The sequence below is a fragment of the Pigmentiphaga litoralis genome, from assembly GCF_048632615.1.
GTDB lineage: Bacteria > Pseudomonadota > Gammaproteobacteria > Burkholderiales > Burkholderiaceae_B > Pigmentiphaga > Pigmentiphaga litoralis_B.
Genome location: NZ_CP184479.1, coordinates 2,896,660 through 2,912,733 on the forward strand (window position 1 = coordinate 2,896,660; position 16,074 = coordinate 2,912,733).

Genomic DNA, 16,074 nt, shown 5'->3' on the forward strand with positions numbered 1-16,074 from the left:
CGTTCGATGCCGGCCAATGCCAAATAAGGCGCGGGCCTATCGCAATGTGCGATGACTCGTCAGCGCAAGCGCCGGCACGCTAGTCCGAAGGCGCACCGGTAACCGTGTGCGCCGCCACCAGTGCGTCCGCAAGCCGCCGCGTGATGGCGGTTGCATCCTGCCGGCAGATGGCCAGCACACCGGAATCGGCGTTGGCGTCGGCGATCGCAATCGCCTTCACGCCCGCCGGGGCCATCCTGGCCATCGACGCCGGCACAATGGCCACACCCAAACCCGCTTCCACCAGCGCCAGCTGCGACCACTTGCGCGAACGCACCGCCGCGGGTTGCGGCGAAAAGCCGTGCACGCGGCACAGCTCCGCCACCCGATGGCCCAGCCCGCCCCGTTCCTGGTGCGCCAGCGCCACGAAGCGCTCGTCGCGCAGGGCGGAAACCGTCAAGCGGCGGTGCGCCGCAAGCGGGTGGGCGTCGGGAACGATGGCCATCAATGGTTCGCGATACAACGGGGTGTACTGAAGATCCGCATACCTGCGCAAGATGGGCTCACGCGCCAGGCCCAGGTCAGCCCGGCCTTCGTGGATCTCGTGTGCCTGGTGCTCGGACGATGCCGTGGCGATCTCGATGGACACACCCGGGTGCGCGTCGACATGGCGCGCGATCGCAGCCAGCAAGGCGGGACCCGGCGGAACCGAACTGGAATGCAACAGGTGGACCGTGCCTTCGGTGCCGCGCTCGGCATGCACGGCGCTGACGGCAGCATCGTCCAGCGCGGCCAGGATGCGCCGCGCGTTGCCATATAGGGATCGGCCGGCGGGCGTCAGGTCCAATCCGCGCGGGTCGCGGACCAGCAAGGTGACCTTGAGCGCCTGTTCCATGTCACGCACCTGGCGGCTCAACGCCGACTGGGCAATGAACAGGCGTTCGGCCGCAAGACTGAAGCTGCCAGCGTCGACGATCTCGACGAAATAACGAAGCTGTCGGGAAGTAAGCATGATGCGAGTGTACGGGCGTGTCATGCCGATCCGATACACTGGCCGGCTGCGTGCGTTCAGCGTTGCGCCGCCCACTGGTCGTCCCCAAACGTGTCACCCCGTCCGCGCACGACGCCTTGGCGTTTCCCGCGGCTATCGCTCTTGAGGCGCCCGTTTTGCCACACCCTGCACTACCCCGCTATTCCGTCATGGTCCTGATCCTGGGCGCGCTCGCCTGCCTGGGGCCGATGTCGATCGATGCCTACCTGCCCGCCTTTGGCGCGATAGGCCGCGACTTTCGCCTGCCGCCCGATGTCGTGCAGCTGACGCTGGGCATGTACATGGTGGCCTACGCCTTCATGACCCTGCTGCATGGCACGCTGTCCGATTCCTTTGGCCGCCGCCGCGTCATCCTGGCATCGCTGCTGGTGTATGCCGCAGGCTCCGTCATTGCCGCAATCGGCATCGACTTCAACTGGCTGCTGACCGGGCGCGTGCTGCAAGGACTGTCGGCCGGCGCAGGCATGGTGGTCGGGCAGGCCATCGTCAACGATTGTTATGAAGGCGCCACCGCACAAAAGACCATGTCGTACATCATCATGGTGTTCGGCGTGTCGCCCGCTTTCGCACCCATCATCGGTGGATACGTGGCGTCGCATTCAGGCTGGCGCGGCATCTTCGTCATGCTTGCGATTCTGGCCGCGCTCAGTGCGGCGCTGTGCGCGTGGCGCTTGCCCGAAACCTTGCCACCCGCGCGGCGGCAGCGTTTTGCGGTGGGCGTGCTGCTGCGCAATTACGGACGTGTACTGAAGGACAGGCAGTTCGTTGCCATGGCGATCGCATTCGGCACGCTGTTCGCGGGTTTCGCCTTCCTGATCGGCGCCGCGCCCGACTTCGTGACGCAGGTGCTGCGGCTGCCGGAAACAGCGTTTGCCTATTTGTTCATACCGCTGGTGGTCGGCATGATGAGCGGATCCTTCCTGGCCGCACGCATGGCGTCGCGCTGGTCTGCGTCACGGATGATCGGGCTGGCCTACGCAATGATGGGGCTGAGCTGCGCCATCAACATCACCTATACCGCCTTGGCTGACGTGCCCGCCGTACCCTGGGCGGTGCTGCCGCTGGGCTTGTTCTCGTTCGGCCTGTCGATCGCGATCCCAAGCATGACCTTGCGCGTCCTGCGCCGTATTCCCGAACTGGCGGGAACGGCGGCGTCGGTCCTCGGCTTTATCCAGATGGTGTTCTTTTCGGCCGTCAGCGGGTGGTTCGTGCCGCTGGTGTATGGCAGCGCGCTGAAGCTGGCGGTGGCGCTCGGCGCGGGCGTGGCGGTAAGCGGCGTGGCGTGGTGCGTGCTGGGGTGGCTGTTTCGCGAGCGGGACGCGGCGCAGGTCGCGGGGTGAACAGGGTGCAGCAGCAGGAGGCAGGTGCAGGTCCAACGCTCTGCTTCAGTGCGCCCGAGGTCGGTAGGCGACGCCGTAACGATCGGCCAAGTCAAGCAGGCGACGATCCTTGGTCCATACTCGCGCATTCGGGGTAATCAACGTCGATGCGACAAGCGTGATATCGATGAAGCCGCAACCCATGCCGAACAGACTATCGCGTTCGATCAAGTCTCTGACTTCTGCGACCGATGCCTGCCGAACCTGACGCAGCGTGTCCAGATCCGCAAGCGTTTTCTGTCGCGGTGCCGGCGGCGTGCCGCAAGCAATTTCGGCTATCACCATGGGATGCGTCAATACGTCATCCTGGAGCATCAGCAGTTCCAGCGTTGAATTGTGCTTGCGGAAATGATCCACCCAGACTGAGGTGTCAACAAGCACGCTCATGATTGTTTTGGCTGTTGTTTTGACGGTTCGCGGCGCCGTTCTACATCCTGCATGTCTGGCGCCTTGCCGCCAAGGGCCGCGAGGCGCTTGCCTGCTCGAACGCGAACATAGAGCTCTACAGCCTCGCGGAATAAGTCCGCTTTATCCATTTCGGGATCTGCCACTTCCAACGCTTGTGCGTACAGAGCATCGTCGATCGTCACGGTAGTTCGCATCACAACTCCAGAAATGATGCGCTAATGCATCAAATTTCGCATCAATGTGGAGAATGATACTGCATTGATCATCCGGCCCCAACAGCTTGAAAGAGTGATGCGCCCGCTAGAATGAGCATTCCTGTTCCTGGCTGAAAGCGCTGCCCGGACTTCCCCGCAGTCTTCTTTTCCTTCCGGACTTTCATGGACATATCCTCCACCTTCTCTACCCGCCGCGACGACCTGCGCGCCCGCCACGATGCGCTGGCGGCGGCCGAGCCGAAGTTGCGTGCGCGGGATCGCGCGACGCGTCTGGGTGTGTCCGAAGCGGAGCTGGTGGCAGCGGAATGCGGAGGCCTGTCCGCCGTGCCGCTGGCCGGTGCGCCCAAGGCGATTTTTGGTGAGCTGGGCTCGCTGGGCGAAGTGATGGCGCTGTCGCGCAATGACGCGTGCGTGCACGAACGCCATGGCCGGTATGAAGACATCCAGCTGGGCCATGGCCATGTCGGACTGGTGCTCGGTCCGGACATCGATCTGCGTGTGTTCTTCGACAGTTGGCGCACCACCTTCGCGGTCACCGAAAACGGCCGCCGCAGCCTGCAGTTCTTTGATCGCCATGGCGGCGCGGTGCACAAGGTGTACGTGACCGACGCCACTGACGCCGGAGCGTACGACGCGTTGGTCGCGAGGTTCGCCGCTCCGTCGCCCTCGTGGCCGGACGTCGACCCGGTGGTTGCGACCGTCAACGATGACAAGGGCAACGATGACAGCGGCAACGATAACAATGCCGCCGTCAACGTTGACACCGTCAACGACCCGCAAGGATTGCGCGCCGCCTGGCAGGCATTGAAAGACACGCACGACTTCTTTCCGATGCTGCGCAAGTTCAAGGCGACGCGTCTGGGCGCCTTGCGCGCGGCGGGCGCCGACCTGGCGCAGCAGGTGCCGCTCGACACGGCCGAAACGGTGTTGACACGGGCCGCCGGCAGCGGACTGCCGATCATGGTGTTCGTCAGCAACAAGGGCATCGTGCAGATCCACACCGGCCCGGTGGAAAAGCTGCTTCGGACCGGGCCCTGGTTCAACGTGCTCGATCCGCGCTTCAACCTGCACCTGAACACCACCGCCATCGCATCGACCTGGGTCGTCAACAAGCCCACGGTAGACGGCTGGGTGACGTCGGTCGAGGTCTATGCCTCCAACGGCGACCTGATCGTGCAGATGTTCGGCGCCCGCAAACCCGGCAACCCCGAACTGACCGCGTGGCGCGACCTGCTGGCCGGCCTGTGCAGCGAGCCGCTGGCGTCGTAATGGGCCCACGCGCGTTTGCAGTTTGGCCGGATTTATGTTTGACTAACGACTTGTCCGCTGCGCACGGCGCTGCGGATCCTTCAAGAAAGCATCCCTTCCGAATCGCATCATGGCCCACGCTTGCCACGCCATCTCGAGCATTTCCGCCGCACGCTGCCCAGCGTCGATGGCGGCTGCCCGTGCGATTCGCGTGTCGGCCGTCGCCTCGATCGCCCTGATCTCCTCGCTGCTACTACCGACCGGCTGCCGGGCCTAGTGTCCCGTGGTAGTTCGGCAGCCCCCGGCCACGCTCTCGGTTTGACCGATCAGACAGCTAGCGACTCAGCTGCACCCAGCGCCAGCCGATCGCACCCCTAGCAGGAGACTTACATGTTGAAGAACCCAGAGGCGAAATACCGCCCTTTCCCCGCGTACGATTTTTCCGAACGCACCTGGCCGAACAAACGCATCACGACGCCGCCGATCTGGATGAGCACGGACTTGCGTGACGGCAACCAGTCCTTGATCGAGCCGATGAACGCCGAGCGCAAGATGCGTCTGTTCGAAAAGCTCGTCGATATCGGTTTCAAGGAAATCGAAGTCGGCTTTCCTTCGGCATCGCAGACCGACTTCGACTTCATCCGCAAGCTCGTCGACGAAAACCGCATTCCTGATGACGTGACCGTCGAGGTGTTGACGCAGTCCCGCGAAGACCTGATCCGCCGGTCGATCGAGTCCGTCATCGGCGCCCGCCGCGTCATCGTCCATATGTACAACGCCATCGCGCCGGACTTCCGCCGCATCGTGTTCAACATGTCGAAAGACGAGGTCAAGCAGATCGCCCTGGACGGCACACGCCTGATCCGCGAATTGACCGCGCAGCATCCGGAAACGGAATGGGTGTATCAGTACTCCCCTGAAGTCTTCAGTTCCGCCGAACTCGATTTCGCCAAGGACGTGTGCGATGCCGTGTCGGCCGAATGGGGCGTGGGCCCCGGCCGCAAGATCATCTTCAACCTGCCTGCCACCATCGAATGCGCGACGCCCAATGTGTACGCGGATCAGATCGAGTGGATGCACCGCAACCTGAACGACCGCGAGCACATCGTGCTCAGCGTGCACCCGCACAATGACCGCGGCACCGCGGTCGCCGCCGCCGAACTTGGCGTGATGGCCGGCGCGGATCGCGTTGAAGGCTGCCTGTTCGGCAACGGCGAGCGCACCGGCAACGTCGACCTCGTCACCCTTGCCTTGAACCTGTACAGCCAGGGCGTGCATCCCGGCCTCGACTTCTCGGACATCGATGACGTGCGCCGCTGCGTTGAATACTGCAACCAGTTGCCCGTGCACCCGCGCCATCCCTATGTGGGCGATCTGGTGTTCACGGCGTTTTCGGGTTCGCACCAGGACGCCATCAAGAAGGGTTTTGCGCAGCGCAAGCCCGACACGATCTGGGACGTGCCGTACTTGCCGATCGACCCGGCCGACGTGGGCCGCAGCTACGATGCGGTGATCCGCGTGAACAGCCAGTCGGGCAAGGGTGGCGTGGCCTACCTGTTGCAGCAGGAACATGGCCTGGACTTGCCGCGCCGCTTGCAGATCGAATACAGCCGCGCAATCCAGCGCGTGACGGACGAGACCGGCCGCGAAGTCACGGCCACCGACGTGTACGCGATCTTCCGCCGCGAGTACCTGGATATTGCCGTGCCGTACAAGTTCGTGCGTCACCGCATTGCCAGTACCGATGACGGCATTCGTGTCGACGTTGACGTGATCTATGAAGGCCAGGCGCGCACCTTGTCCGGCAACGGCAATGGCCCGATCGACGCGTTCGTGAATGCGCTCGACCTGCCGATCCGCGTGATGGATTACCACGAGCATTCGATCGGCATCGGCGCCGACGCATCGGCCGCCAGCTATGTCGAGCTGCGCATTGGCGATTCGCCCACGGGCTTTGGCGTGGGCATCGACCACGACATCGTCACGGCAAGCTTCAAGGCAGTGCTGAGCGCGGTCAATCGCCACATGCAAAGCACCAACACGGCTGATGAAGAGACCGCGGACGAGCCTGTCGAAGTGTGAGCGATACCTGGCAGTGCGTACCCCGCGCTGCTTGAATAAACAAAAAACCTGCCGGTGATCCCGGCAGGTTTTTTTGGTCTCTACGAACCAGACACAATCGAAGCGCGCCGAATTAAAACCCCGACCCCGGCTGCTTCAAAAACGCCTGCTCTTGCGACGTGCTTCCCCGCGCCAGCACCGCATTGCGATGGGGAAAGCGCCCGAACCTTGCAATGATGTCGCGGTGGCGGATCGCAAAGTCCAGCGAATTCTGCGAGGCCGGATGTTCTTGCGCCAGGGTCGTGTACAGCGCGACCGCGCGTTCCTGGATGTCGATGTTCTCGCTGTGCATCAGGGGCAGGTAAACGAATTCCCGCTGCACCGGCGGCAGGCGCAGATACTGGCCGCTGTCGATCAGGCCAAGCGCATGCGTCAGCGCCTTGGCGTCGCCCGAGAACGCAGCAGGGGTATCGCGCCAGATGTTGCGCGTGAACTGGTCCAGCAGCACGATCAGCGCCAGCTCACCTTCAAGCTCGGCCGTCCAGGTATCCAGGTCGCCTGCAATGGCGCGTTGCACCGAACGTTCGAAGCGCGCGCGCATCTGCGCGTCCAGGGCCGGGTTCTTCTGGAACCAGACGTGGCGCGGCTTGAGATAGCCGGGGTCGTCTTTGGGCAGGAACCAGAAATCAATGACGGATTGCCAGGGATGCATCGCCATGAACGATCAGCTCTCCCAGGTGACGTTGACCTTCTTTTGCTCGGACCGGCGCAGCAGGTCGAGCAGCGGGAAGGCGCGCTGGCGCAGGCCGACATATTGCGCGGCACGCGCAGCCTGCGCAGGGTCGTCTTCGTCGAAGTTGGGGTCTTTTTCGGCGTTCAGTGCTTGTTCGATGCGGGCGATGGCATCGGGCAATTGTTCAGGCGTGAACACGCCGCGCTTTTCGAGGGTATCGCCGACCACCTTGCCCGCCAGTTCCAGCAATGGCTTGGCATGCTGGCCCAGCATGATGACTTCTCCGGCAGCCTTGGATCGAAAGGTGATGATCATGGACGGCTCCTTGTTGTTGTCGGTGGATTCATTATGACGGTAACAGCGGCACTGGCCTAACGTGCGTGAAGCGCCGGTAACGGTTTGCGCGAACCGTAACCTTGATCCTCATCCTGATGACGTACCGCACGGATGAAGGTCACCGGCCCATGTCAGCCTTCAGGCGCGGATGTAGCTCCAGCCGTCGGCCTGGCGCTCGGCTAGATACAGAACGGCGGCCGGGACGGTGGTGATACCGTCCGGTGCGGTGCGCCCGTTGGCGGCCAGCGTGTTGGCGCACACGCGCAGGTAAACATCCAGGGGATGCGGGGTGTCCAGCGCCGCAGCCACAGCCCCTGCGTTCACGACCAGTTCCACCGTCGCGTCGGGGGCCAGTTTCAGCAGGTTCGCCAGATTGCGGCGGGCGCGCTCCAAAGAAGACGGCGACGGAGCGTGAATGAGCAGACGAACCATGAAGCGGTTTCCTTATGCACCGGCAATGACGAGCGGGTTCCGACGCGGCGGCCCGTGCCGCCGGCCGAGTCAGCCGAATCCATGATCGTACAAGGGACGGTGACACGCAGTGGGCCGAGGGTAAGGCCCTAGGGACGGCGATATGCAATTTATTGCATCATTTGCCTGCCGGATTGAGCACTAACATGCATGCTCAGCCATGGCCAAGATAACGCACCCAGGAGACCGTCATGTTGATTCCCCCAGATGCCTTGCGTCGATGGGCCGCGCTTGCCGCTGTGGTTGGCGCCCCAGTGTTGCTTGCCGGCTGCGGCGGTGATGACCATGACGATACGCCTGCAGCGCGTCCGGTTCCGGATGCCGCTGCGCTGCGCACCTCATGTCCGGCGCTGGCCGGAAAAACCGTGGCCGCCGCCGACATCGGCTTGCCCAGCGCGCCCGCGACGGTGACCGCGGCGGCTATCGTTGCCGCGACGACCGGGACCGCGCCTACGCCGGAATATTGCCGGGTATCGGGATCGATCGCGCCCACGGCAGCGGGCGCGGATCCCATCGTCTTCCAGGTCAACCTGCCACTGACCTGGAACGAGAAAGCGGTCATGGTGGGCGGGGGCGGCTTCAACGGCAGCCTGGTGAACAGCCTGGCGCCCTTGCGCGATGCGCCCGCCGGACAGCCCCTGCCGATCACGCAGGGCTATGCGATGTTTGGCACCGATTCGGGCCACGATGCCAGCGCCTACAACACGACCGACCCGGGCAAGTTTGCGTTGAATGACGAGATGTTCGTTAACTTTGCGCACGCCTCGTACAAGAAGGTCAAGGATGTGGCGCACAGCCTGATGGCAAGCTACTACCTGCGCAAGCCGGCCAAACAGTATTACTACGGCGGGTCGGAAGGCGGGCGTGAAGGCCTGATGATGGCGCAGCGCTATCCGGCCGATTTCGACGGGATCGTGTCCGTCGTGCCAGTGATCTACTGGACCGGACTGTTCAACGGATTCATCAATTTCAGCAAGCCGCAATTTGCGGGCGGGGCGCTCGGCACGGCCAAGATCAGCGCGTTCGCCAAGACGGTGAACGATACGTGCGACGCGCTGGATGGCGCGGCGGATGGTGTCGTCAGCAACTATCTGGCGTGTGCATCCAAAATGAATCTGGCCAGCCTGCGCTGCGTGGCAGGCGCCGACACCGGTCCGACCTGCCTGTCCGATCCTCAGCTTGCCACCTTGCAGGCTGCCTATGGACCGACCGTGCTGCCGTTCGCGGTGGCCAACGGCAGCACGACCTATCCGGGCCGACTGTTCGGCGGTGAAATCCAGCTGGGCGGTGAAGGCATTGGCCGCTGGATCTCCACCGGCGCAGTGCCGGCGGTGCCGACGCCTGTCGCAACCGATGCGCGCGCTGTGATCTACGGCAGCAGCTATGCGCGATATGTGATTGCGCGCGATGCCAGTTTCGATGTGCGCACATTCAACGCGTCGGCGTTCGAAGCGCGGATCAAGGCGGTGTCGGAACTGATGGATGCCAGCAACCCCGACCTGGCGGCTTTCCGCGCGCGGGGAGGCAAGCTGATCATTCGTGAGAACACGGGCGACATGGCGCAAAGTCCGATGGCCGGCATCAACTATGTGCAGAACGTGGTGAGCACGATGGGGCAGGCCAACGTCGACAGCTTCTTGCGCCTGTACGTATCGCCCGCGTCATCGCATGGCGGTACGGCGGCCAGCCTGACGACGGGTACCGAAGTGCCGACCACGTATGACCTGCTCGGGGCGCTGGATGGCTGGGTGACCTCCGGTCAGCCGCCGGCGGATGCGCTGGTGCAGGTGCGCAACGCCACGACCGCGCCGTTCACCACGCTGGCGTCACGCCCGATGTGCCGCTACCCGAACTATCCGCAGTATGTGTCGGGCGATGCCAGCAAGGCCGAAAGCTATCGGTGCGCGGTGTCGGCGCCTTAGGCTATTCCACACCCAGCCGTGCGGATAGATGCGCCACGGCATCCGCAAAGGCCGGATTCGTCCGGTCGCGCGGCCGTGGCAGATCGATCGCCAGGTTTTCGACCACCGAAGCGGGCTGTCCGCCCAACACGACCACGCGGTCCGCCAGGAAGACCGCTTCGTCGATGTCGTGCGTGACGAACATCACCGCTGACTGCGTTGCCTGCCAGAGCCGAATCAGTTCGGCCTGAAGCTTGCGGCGCGTGAGCGCATCCACCGCGCTGAACGGCTCGTCCATCAACAGGATGTCGGGCTTGACGGCCAAGGCGCGGGCAATGCCCACGCGTTGCGCCTGGCCGCCCGACAACTGGTGCGGCCAGCGATCGCCAAAGTCGGCCAGCCCGGTCAGCGACAGGGCTTCGGCCACGCGCTCGCGTTTCTGCCTTGCGTCGATATCCAGCGTTTCCAGCCCGTAGGCGACGTTGTCGGCCACGGTGCGCCAGGGCAGCAAGCGGCCGTCCTGGAACACCACGGCACGGCGCCGGCGGCCCGGGCGCCGCGGCAGCGTGAAGCGCATGGCGCCGCCGCCCGGTTCGATCAGGCCCGCGGCCGTGCGCAGCAGGGTCGACTTGCCGACGCCGGAACCGCCTACCACTGCCACGAAGCTGCCGGCTTCGATCGCCAGCGACAGGTCCTGGATGACCGGGCCGGGCGCACCCGGATGGGTATAGCTGAGGCGGTCGAATTCGATTACGGACGCCATGCGAGCACCCTCCGTTCTATCCATCCGTACACCAGGTCGCACAGCGCATAGACCAGGGAGATGGCCAGCATGTAGATCACCACGGCTTCATACGCGCCGACGCCGGCCGCGGCGTTCATCTCTTGCCCCATGCCCGGCACGCCCAGCAATTCGGCGGCGATCAGCGTCATCCACGCCTGACCGATGCCGGTGCGCACACCAGCGAGCGTGCCAGGCGCGATCGCGGGCAGCGTGATGCTGCGCGCCCGGCGCCAGTAGCTGCCCTGGCCGAAACTGCGGGCCAGCTCGTAAAAGCGCGGATCGATATTGCGGACCGCGCTGTAGGTGGCGAAGTAGTTGACCCAGAACACGCCAATGGCGATCACGAACGCCGCGCCAGCATGGCTGACCTTGAACCACGCAATGGCGAACACCACCCATGCCAGCGGCGGGATTGGCCGCAGGATGCGCGCCAGATAGGCCTGCAGCATGTCGAAGCGGTGCACGGTAGCCGCCGCCATGCCGACCAGCATGCCGAACAGCGTGCCCAGCCCCAGTCCCCAGAAGTAGTGGATCAGGCTGGAGCCGACCGCGGGCAGCAGGCGGTCGGACTGCCATTCCTGCAGGAAGGCATCGGGCAGCAGGAAGGGGTCGGGCAAGGTGCCCGGGCGCACCCAGGCGAACACGCCCGCCGCTTTCCACAGCAGGACGAACAGCACGACACCGGCGACGCCATAGATAATGCGCGTCACGGCGCCCGAAGCACGGGAAGCGGCCAAGATGTTCCCGCTTTACCGGGCCGCGGCAGGTTTGCCGGCTGAGGGCGCCGCGTTCGCGGGCGCGGCCTTGGCCGGTGATGCCGCCGGCTTGACGGCGGCATCATAGAACTGCGTGTCGAACAGCTTGGTCACATCCACCGGCGGGCCTTCCAGCGTGCCCGTGTCGGCCTGGAATTTCTGCAGCACCAGGGTGGCCGGAATGATGGTGTTCGGGTCGGCCACGAACTGGCCCTTGGAATTGCGGATGGCCTTCTCGACGATATCGACCGGCAGGCGCCCGCCGCCCACGTACTTCTGCACAGCCGGAGCGGCCTTGGCCGGTTGCGTGTCCAGCAGCCGGGTCGCGGCCACATGGCGCGCGACCAGCGCCTGGACCACGGCCGGTTGTTCGCGGATCAGCTTTTCACGGACCAACAGCACGGCGCCGGGCTGGCGCGGGAACAGATCGTTGCCGCGCGCAACCACCCGCGCTTGCGGGGCACGCGTCAGCACGGTGGTGACGGTCGGTTCCAGAATCGCCGCGCCGTCGATCGCGCCAGTCAGCAGCGCCTGCTGGATCTGCGATTCGCCCTGCGTGATCAGCTTCAGGCTGTTGGGGTCCGCCTTGATGCGATTGCGCAGCCAGTATTGCAGGGCGGCTTCGGGTACGGCGCCTTTGGGATAGCTGGCGATCACGGGTTGGCGGCCCTTGTCCTTGGCAAAGCGGGCAAAGGCCGTGCCGGCATCCCCTGATGCGAAGTAGGGCGCCAGATCGCCCATCGCCACGAAACTGACCTGCTCGACGATGTTGGACGCGACCACCTTGACGTCCGCCCCCTTGCCGCGCGCGACCAGGGCCGGACCAATGCCCACATACGCGATATCGAGTTGGCCGGCCAACAGCGCCTGCACCAACGCCGGTCCGCTCTGAAACTGCACGAGCTTGGGCGCACCCCCTTCGGACGGCAGGGCGCCTTCTTCACGCGCGATGAACAGCTGCGCGGCGGGGATGATCGGCAGATAGCCGATTTCCAGGGGCGCGGCCGTGGCGGCGGCGCCATACGAACCAAGTCCGAGGCCCAGGGCCAATGTTGCCGACGCAAAAAAGCGCTTCATTATCGTTAGAACCTTAAGTGATATCGCTGGGGGTCTTTATGACTTTATATATTGTATTTGCCTTGATTCGACTCTTTTAATTACCAAAAGCTATATGCTTAAGACGTCGCTTTCTTGTGTCAGACCTGGTCTGACAACCGGCTTACGCCCAGTGGCAGCCCCCAGGGAAAACGTCCGCCAAAACACCACATTGGCACCCCCGGCGTTAGTCCCCGACGCCTGCGGCTGTTAAGATTGCCCTCTTACTTACCCCCGCGATGTCCTATTCCATGCTCCCCGAGCAACAGGTACAACTTCTCAGCCTGATCGGCGCCGCCGTCCAGGCCGTTGCCCCCGAGGCGACTCCCACGCTGCTCCTGGAACGCCCCAAGGCCGCGTCGCATGGCGACGTGGCGACCAACGTGGCGATGCAGATCGCCAAGCCGCTCAAGCGCAATCCGCGAGACCTCGCACAGCAGATCGTCGATTCCCTGATGGCCCAGCCGGGCGCCACCGCGTTGATCGCGAGCGCTGAGATCGCAGGCCCGGGTTTCATCAACCTGCGTATCGCCCCCGCCGCCAAGCAAGCCGTGATCGACGCGATCCGCGTGCGCGGCGCCGACTTCGGCCGCGCGCCTTCCATCGGCCGCAAGGTCATCGTCGAATTCGTGTCCGCCAATCCGACCGGTCCGCTGCATGTGGGCCATGCCCGCCAGGCCGCGCTCGGAGACGCGCTGTGCCGCCTGTTCGGCGCCAGCGGCTGGGACGTGCATCGCGAGTTCTATTACAACGACGCCGGCAACCAGATCCACAACCTGGCCGTCAGCGTGCAGGCGCGGGCGCGCGGTATCGACACCACGCATCCCGACTTCCCCGCGGACGGCTATCGCGGCGAATACATTGCCGAGATCGCCGACGACTTCAAGGGTGGCAAGACGGTGCAGGCAGCCGATGCCGAACCCGTCACCGCGTCCGGCGACGTCAACAACATGGAAGACATCCGGCGCTTTGCGGTGGCGTACCTGCGCCGCGAGCAGGACCTGGACCTGGCCGCGTTCGACCTGAAGTTCGACAACTACTACCTGGAAAGCTCGCTGTATACGTCAGGCCGGGTCGACAACACCGTGCAACGGCTGATCGACAGCGGTCACACCTACGAGAACGAAGGCGCGCTGTGGCTGCGCACCACCGAACTGGGCGAAGGGGACGACAAGGACCGCGTCATGCGCAAGTCCGAAGGCGGCTACACCTACTTCGTGCCCGATGTGGCCTACCACGTCACCAAGTGGGAACGCGGCTACACCAAGGCCATCAACATCCAGGGATCCGACCACCATGGCACCATCGCCCGCGTGCGCTCGGGTCTGCAGGCGCTGGGCGTGGGCATCCCCAAGGGCTACCCCGACTACATCCTGCACAAGATGGTCAAGGTCATGCGCGGCGGCGAAGAGGTCAAGATCTCCAAGCGCGCGGGCAGTTATGTCACCCTGCGCGACCTGATCGACTGGGTGGGCCGCGACGCCGTCCGCTTCTTCCTGATCCAGCGCCGCGCCGACACCGAATTCGTGTTCGACGTGGACCTGGCGCTCAAGCAGACCGACGAAAACCCGGTCTATTACATCCAGTACGCGCATGCCCGTATCTGCTCGATCCTGAACAGCTGGGGCGGCGATGTCACCGCGCTGGCCCAGGCCGACGCGTCGCTGCTGGTGGCCGAACGTGAATTCCTGTTGATGCAGCGCCTGGCCGAATTCCCCGGCATGGTCGGCATGGCCGCCAACGACCTGGCGCCCCACCACGTGGCCTTCTGGCTGAAGGACTGCGCCGCCGACTTCCACGCCTACTACAACGCGGAACGTGTGCTGGTGGACGACGAAGCGCTCAAGCTGGCGCGCCTCTCGCTGCTGGCCGCCACCCGTCAGGTCCTGGCGAACGGCCTGAGCCTGCTGGGCGTGACCGCGCCCGAACGGATGTGAACCTGCGATGCCCCTGAACTCTTCCCGCCTGCGCAAGCAACACGGCGGCACCATGTTCGGCCTGATCGCCGGGCTGCTTGTCGGCCTGGTGGTTGCCGTGCTGGTGGCGGTCTATGTGAACAAGGCGCCCGTGCCTTTCGTGAACAAGACCGCGCGCGTTCCGCCGACCAGCCAGCAGCCGGTGGACCCGGCCAACGCGCCCGACCCCAACCGCAGCCTGTACGGCAAGGACGCGCCAGCGGGTTCGGTACCGCCTTCGAGCGGCCCGCCGGCCATCTCGGCGCCGCCGCCCGCGCCAGTCCCCAACGCGCGCCGGAACGACGACCCCATCGCCAGCTTCTATACGGGTCCGGGATCGTCCACCCCGACGCCGCCTGCCGGACGCACGCCTGCCACGCCGTCGTCGCCCGCGGTTCCGGAAAGCACGGGCACTTACTATCTGCAGGTTGGCGCGTTCCGGGTGATCGAAGACGCGGAAGCCTTGAAGGCACGATTGGCATTCATGGGCTTCGAAGCTCGGCTCGAAACCGCCGACGTCCCGAAAGGCACCGTCAATCGTGTCCGGCTGGGCCCGTTCGCCAAGCTCGATGACATGAACCGCTCGCGCGCGCGCCTGGCCGAAAACGGCATCGAAGCGGCAGTCGTAAAGAAGTAGGTTGACCTGCGGTAGGTTGGAATGCGGTTGTTGCAACTGCACCAGAAAGGAACTTGGCTCCGTCGTGGCGGGTCCGAGTCTGACATGTGGTCGTGGCGGCACAAGGGTGCCCCGGCGGTCCGCACTCGAATACTAAGGAAAAGTCCATGATCGGTCGTCGTTCCATCCATCGTCTTTTGACGGGTCTTGCGTTTGCCGCGGCGTCCGTCGCGCTCCTGCCGTCGGTGGCATCCGCCCAGCAGTTCCGTGAAGGCACGGAATACACCCGCCTGGCGCAGCCGCAGCAGACCGAATCGCAGGGCAAGATCGAAGTGACCGAGTTCTTCTGGTACAGCTGCCCGCATTGCAATGCGCTCGAACCCAGCCTTGAAAGCTGGATCAAGAAGCAGCCTGCCGACGTCGTGATCAAGCGCGTGCCGGTCAAGTTCAATGCCGGCATGGAACCACAGCAACGCCTGTACTACACGCTGGAAGCGCTGGGCAAGGTCGACCAGCTGCATCGCATGGTATTCAGCGCGATCCATGAACAGCGCCAGCCGCTGAACACCGCCGACCGCATTGCCGACTGGGCGGCAAAGAACGGCCTGGACAAGGCGCAGTTCACTGCCGCGTACAACTCGTTCGGCGTGCAGTCCAAGGTGCAGCGCGCCGCCAAGCTGTCGGAGGCCTACAAGATCGACGGCGTGCCGACGCTGGCCATCAACGGCAAGTATCTGACGTCGCCGGCGCAGGCGGGCAGCAATGCCGCTGCGCTGCAGGTCGCGGACTTCCTGATCGCGCAGGCCAGGAAGGAAGGCGGCGCGAAGTAAATCGCGCGTGGCTCCCGGCGTCATGCCGGGAGGCGGAAAAAACCAAAGCACCTCGAAGGTGGGACGCTGTCCTGGCTTTCGAGGTGTTTTGTTTTTGGGGAGGGCGTACTGGAAGGACCTGGGGACAAAGCTTCGGGGCAGGACCGGGGCCGGATCGGCATGACGTAGTTCTCCGCATTTACGGGAAAACGCACGTCTCTATCATCGACGCGCTGCCGCGGCCACCAGTGCCCGGCGGCGTTTGCTTGCTTATCCCC

General features: G+C 64.4%; 16 protein-coding genes. 7 read left to right on the top strand and 9 right to left on the bottom strand.

Annotated features, from left to right (window positions below; genetic code table 11):
• Positions 1-79: 79 nt before the first annotated feature.
• Positions 80-991, bottom strand: a complete 912-nt coding sequence (locus ACNANG_RS13000) for a LysR family transcriptional regulator (protein ID WP_420223300.1) — start codon at positions 989-991, stop codon at positions 80-82.
• 188 nt (positions 992-1,179) lie between these two features.
• Between ACNANG_RS13000 and ACNANG_RS13005 the strand changes: the two genes are divergently transcribed.
• The gene (locus ACNANG_RS13005) at positions 1,180-2,370 is read left to right on the top strand and encodes a multidrug effflux MFS transporter (RefSeq protein WP_420227537.1); all 1,191 of its coding nucleotides are present in this window, start codon (positions 1,180-1,182) and stop codon (positions 2,368-2,370) included.
• A gap of 45 nt (positions 2,371-2,415) precedes the next feature.
• On the opposite strand, the gene ACNANG_RS13010 is transcribed toward ACNANG_RS13005, so the two are convergent.
• A complete protein-coding gene (locus ACNANG_RS13010; protein WP_420223301.1) occupies positions 2,416-2,796 on the bottom strand; it encodes a type II toxin-antitoxin system VapC family toxin in 381 nt (126 codons plus the stop codon).
• Entirely contained in the window at positions 2,793-3,011 is a 219-nt protein-coding gene (locus ACNANG_RS13015) for a type II toxin-antitoxin system VapB family antitoxin (RefSeq protein WP_420223302.1), read from the bottom strand. The genes ACNANG_RS13010 and ACNANG_RS13015 overlap by 4 nt, the downstream gene beginning before the upstream one ends.
• Positions 3,012-3,194: 183 nt before the next feature.
• On the opposite strand from ACNANG_RS13015, the gene ACNANG_RS13020 reads away from it, so the two are divergent.
• Positions 3,195-4,301, top strand: coding sequence for a hemin-degrading factor (locus ACNANG_RS13020; protein ID WP_420223303.1), 1,107 nt, complete (start codon positions 3,195-3,197; stop codon positions 4,299-4,301).
• A 369-nt stretch (positions 4,302-4,670) separates the two neighbouring features.
• The gene (gene leuA, locus ACNANG_RS13025; protein ID WP_420223304.1) at positions 4,671-6,362 is read left to right on the top strand and encodes a 2-isopropylmalate synthase; all 1,692 of its coding nucleotides are present in this window, start codon (positions 4,671-4,673) and stop codon (positions 6,360-6,362) included.
• 112 nt (positions 6,363-6,474) lie between these two features.
• On the opposite strand, the gene ACNANG_RS13030 is transcribed toward leuA, so the two are convergent.
• From ACNANG_RS13030 to ACNANG_RS13040, 3 genes are all read right to left on the bottom strand, one after another.
• A complete protein-coding gene (locus tag ACNANG_RS13030) occupies positions 6,475-7,059 on the bottom strand; it encodes a DUF924 family protein (protein ID WP_420223305.1) in 585 nt (194 codons plus the stop codon).
• 6 nt (positions 7,060-7,065) lie between these two features.
• Positions 7,066-7,389: a DUF1840 domain-containing protein gene (locus ACNANG_RS13035; protein ID WP_420223306.1), complete on the bottom strand. Its 324-nt coding sequence runs from the start codon at positions 7,387-7,389 to the stop codon at positions 7,066-7,068.
• 159 nt (positions 7,390-7,548) lie between these two features.
• Complete coding sequence (locus ACNANG_RS13040; protein WP_420223307.1) at positions 7,549-7,842, bottom strand: hypothetical protein; 294 nt, start codon at positions 7,840-7,842, stop codon at positions 7,549-7,551.
• Positions 7,843-8,072: 230 nt separating this feature from the next.
• Here ACNANG_RS13040 and ACNANG_RS13045 point away from each other — a divergent pair, with 230 nt between their 5' ends.
• On the top strand, positions 8,073-9,803 hold the full coding sequence (locus ACNANG_RS13045) for a tannase/feruloyl esterase family alpha/beta hydrolase (RefSeq protein WP_420223308.1): 1,731 nt from the start codon (positions 8,073-8,075) through the stop codon (positions 9,801-9,803).
• Between the two features lies 1 nt (position 9,804).
• On the opposite strand, the gene ACNANG_RS13050 is transcribed toward ACNANG_RS13045, so the two are convergent.
• From ACNANG_RS13050 to ACNANG_RS13060, 3 genes are read right to left on the bottom strand one after another with little or no spacing between them, the layout of a single operon-like run.
• Positions 9,805-10,545 carry an ABC transporter ATP-binding protein gene (locus ACNANG_RS13050; RefSeq protein WP_420223309.1) on the bottom strand — a complete coding sequence of 247 codons (741 nt, stop codon included), beginning with the start codon at positions 10,543-10,545 and terminating at the stop codon, positions 9,805-9,807.
• Positions 10,533-11,303 carry an ABC transporter permease gene (locus ACNANG_RS13055; RefSeq protein ID WP_420223310.1) on the bottom strand — a complete coding sequence of 257 codons (771 nt, stop codon included), beginning with the start codon at positions 11,301-11,303 and terminating at the stop codon, positions 10,533-10,535. Before ACNANG_RS13055 ends, ACNANG_RS13050 begins: the two co-directional genes overlap by 13 nt.
• A gap of 12 nt (positions 11,304-11,315) precedes the next feature.
• Positions 11,316-12,398, bottom strand: a complete 1,083-nt coding sequence (locus ACNANG_RS13060; protein WP_420223311.1) for an ABC transporter substrate-binding protein — start codon at positions 12,396-12,398, stop codon at positions 11,316-11,318.
• Between the two features lie 269 nt (positions 12,399-12,667).
• Between ACNANG_RS13060 and argS the strand changes: the two genes are divergently transcribed.
• The 3 genes from argS (at position 12,668) to ACNANG_RS13075 (ending at position 15,817) form a co-directional block, all read left to right on the top strand.
• Entirely contained in the window at positions 12,668-14,353 is a 1,686-nt protein-coding gene (gene argS / locus ACNANG_RS13065; protein WP_420223312.1) for an arginine--tRNA ligase, read from the top strand.
• 7 nt (positions 14,354-14,360) lie between these two features.
• Positions 14,361-15,008, top strand: a complete 648-nt coding sequence (locus tag ACNANG_RS13070; RefSeq protein WP_420223313.1) for an SPOR domain-containing protein — start codon at positions 14,361-14,363, stop codon at positions 15,006-15,008.
• Between the two features lie 146 nt (positions 15,009-15,154).
• Positions 15,155-15,817, top strand: a complete 663-nt coding sequence (locus ACNANG_RS13075; protein WP_420223314.1) for a thiol:disulfide interchange protein DsbA/DsbL — start codon at positions 15,155-15,157, stop codon at positions 15,815-15,817.
• Positions 15,818-16,074: the final 257 nt, after the last annotated feature.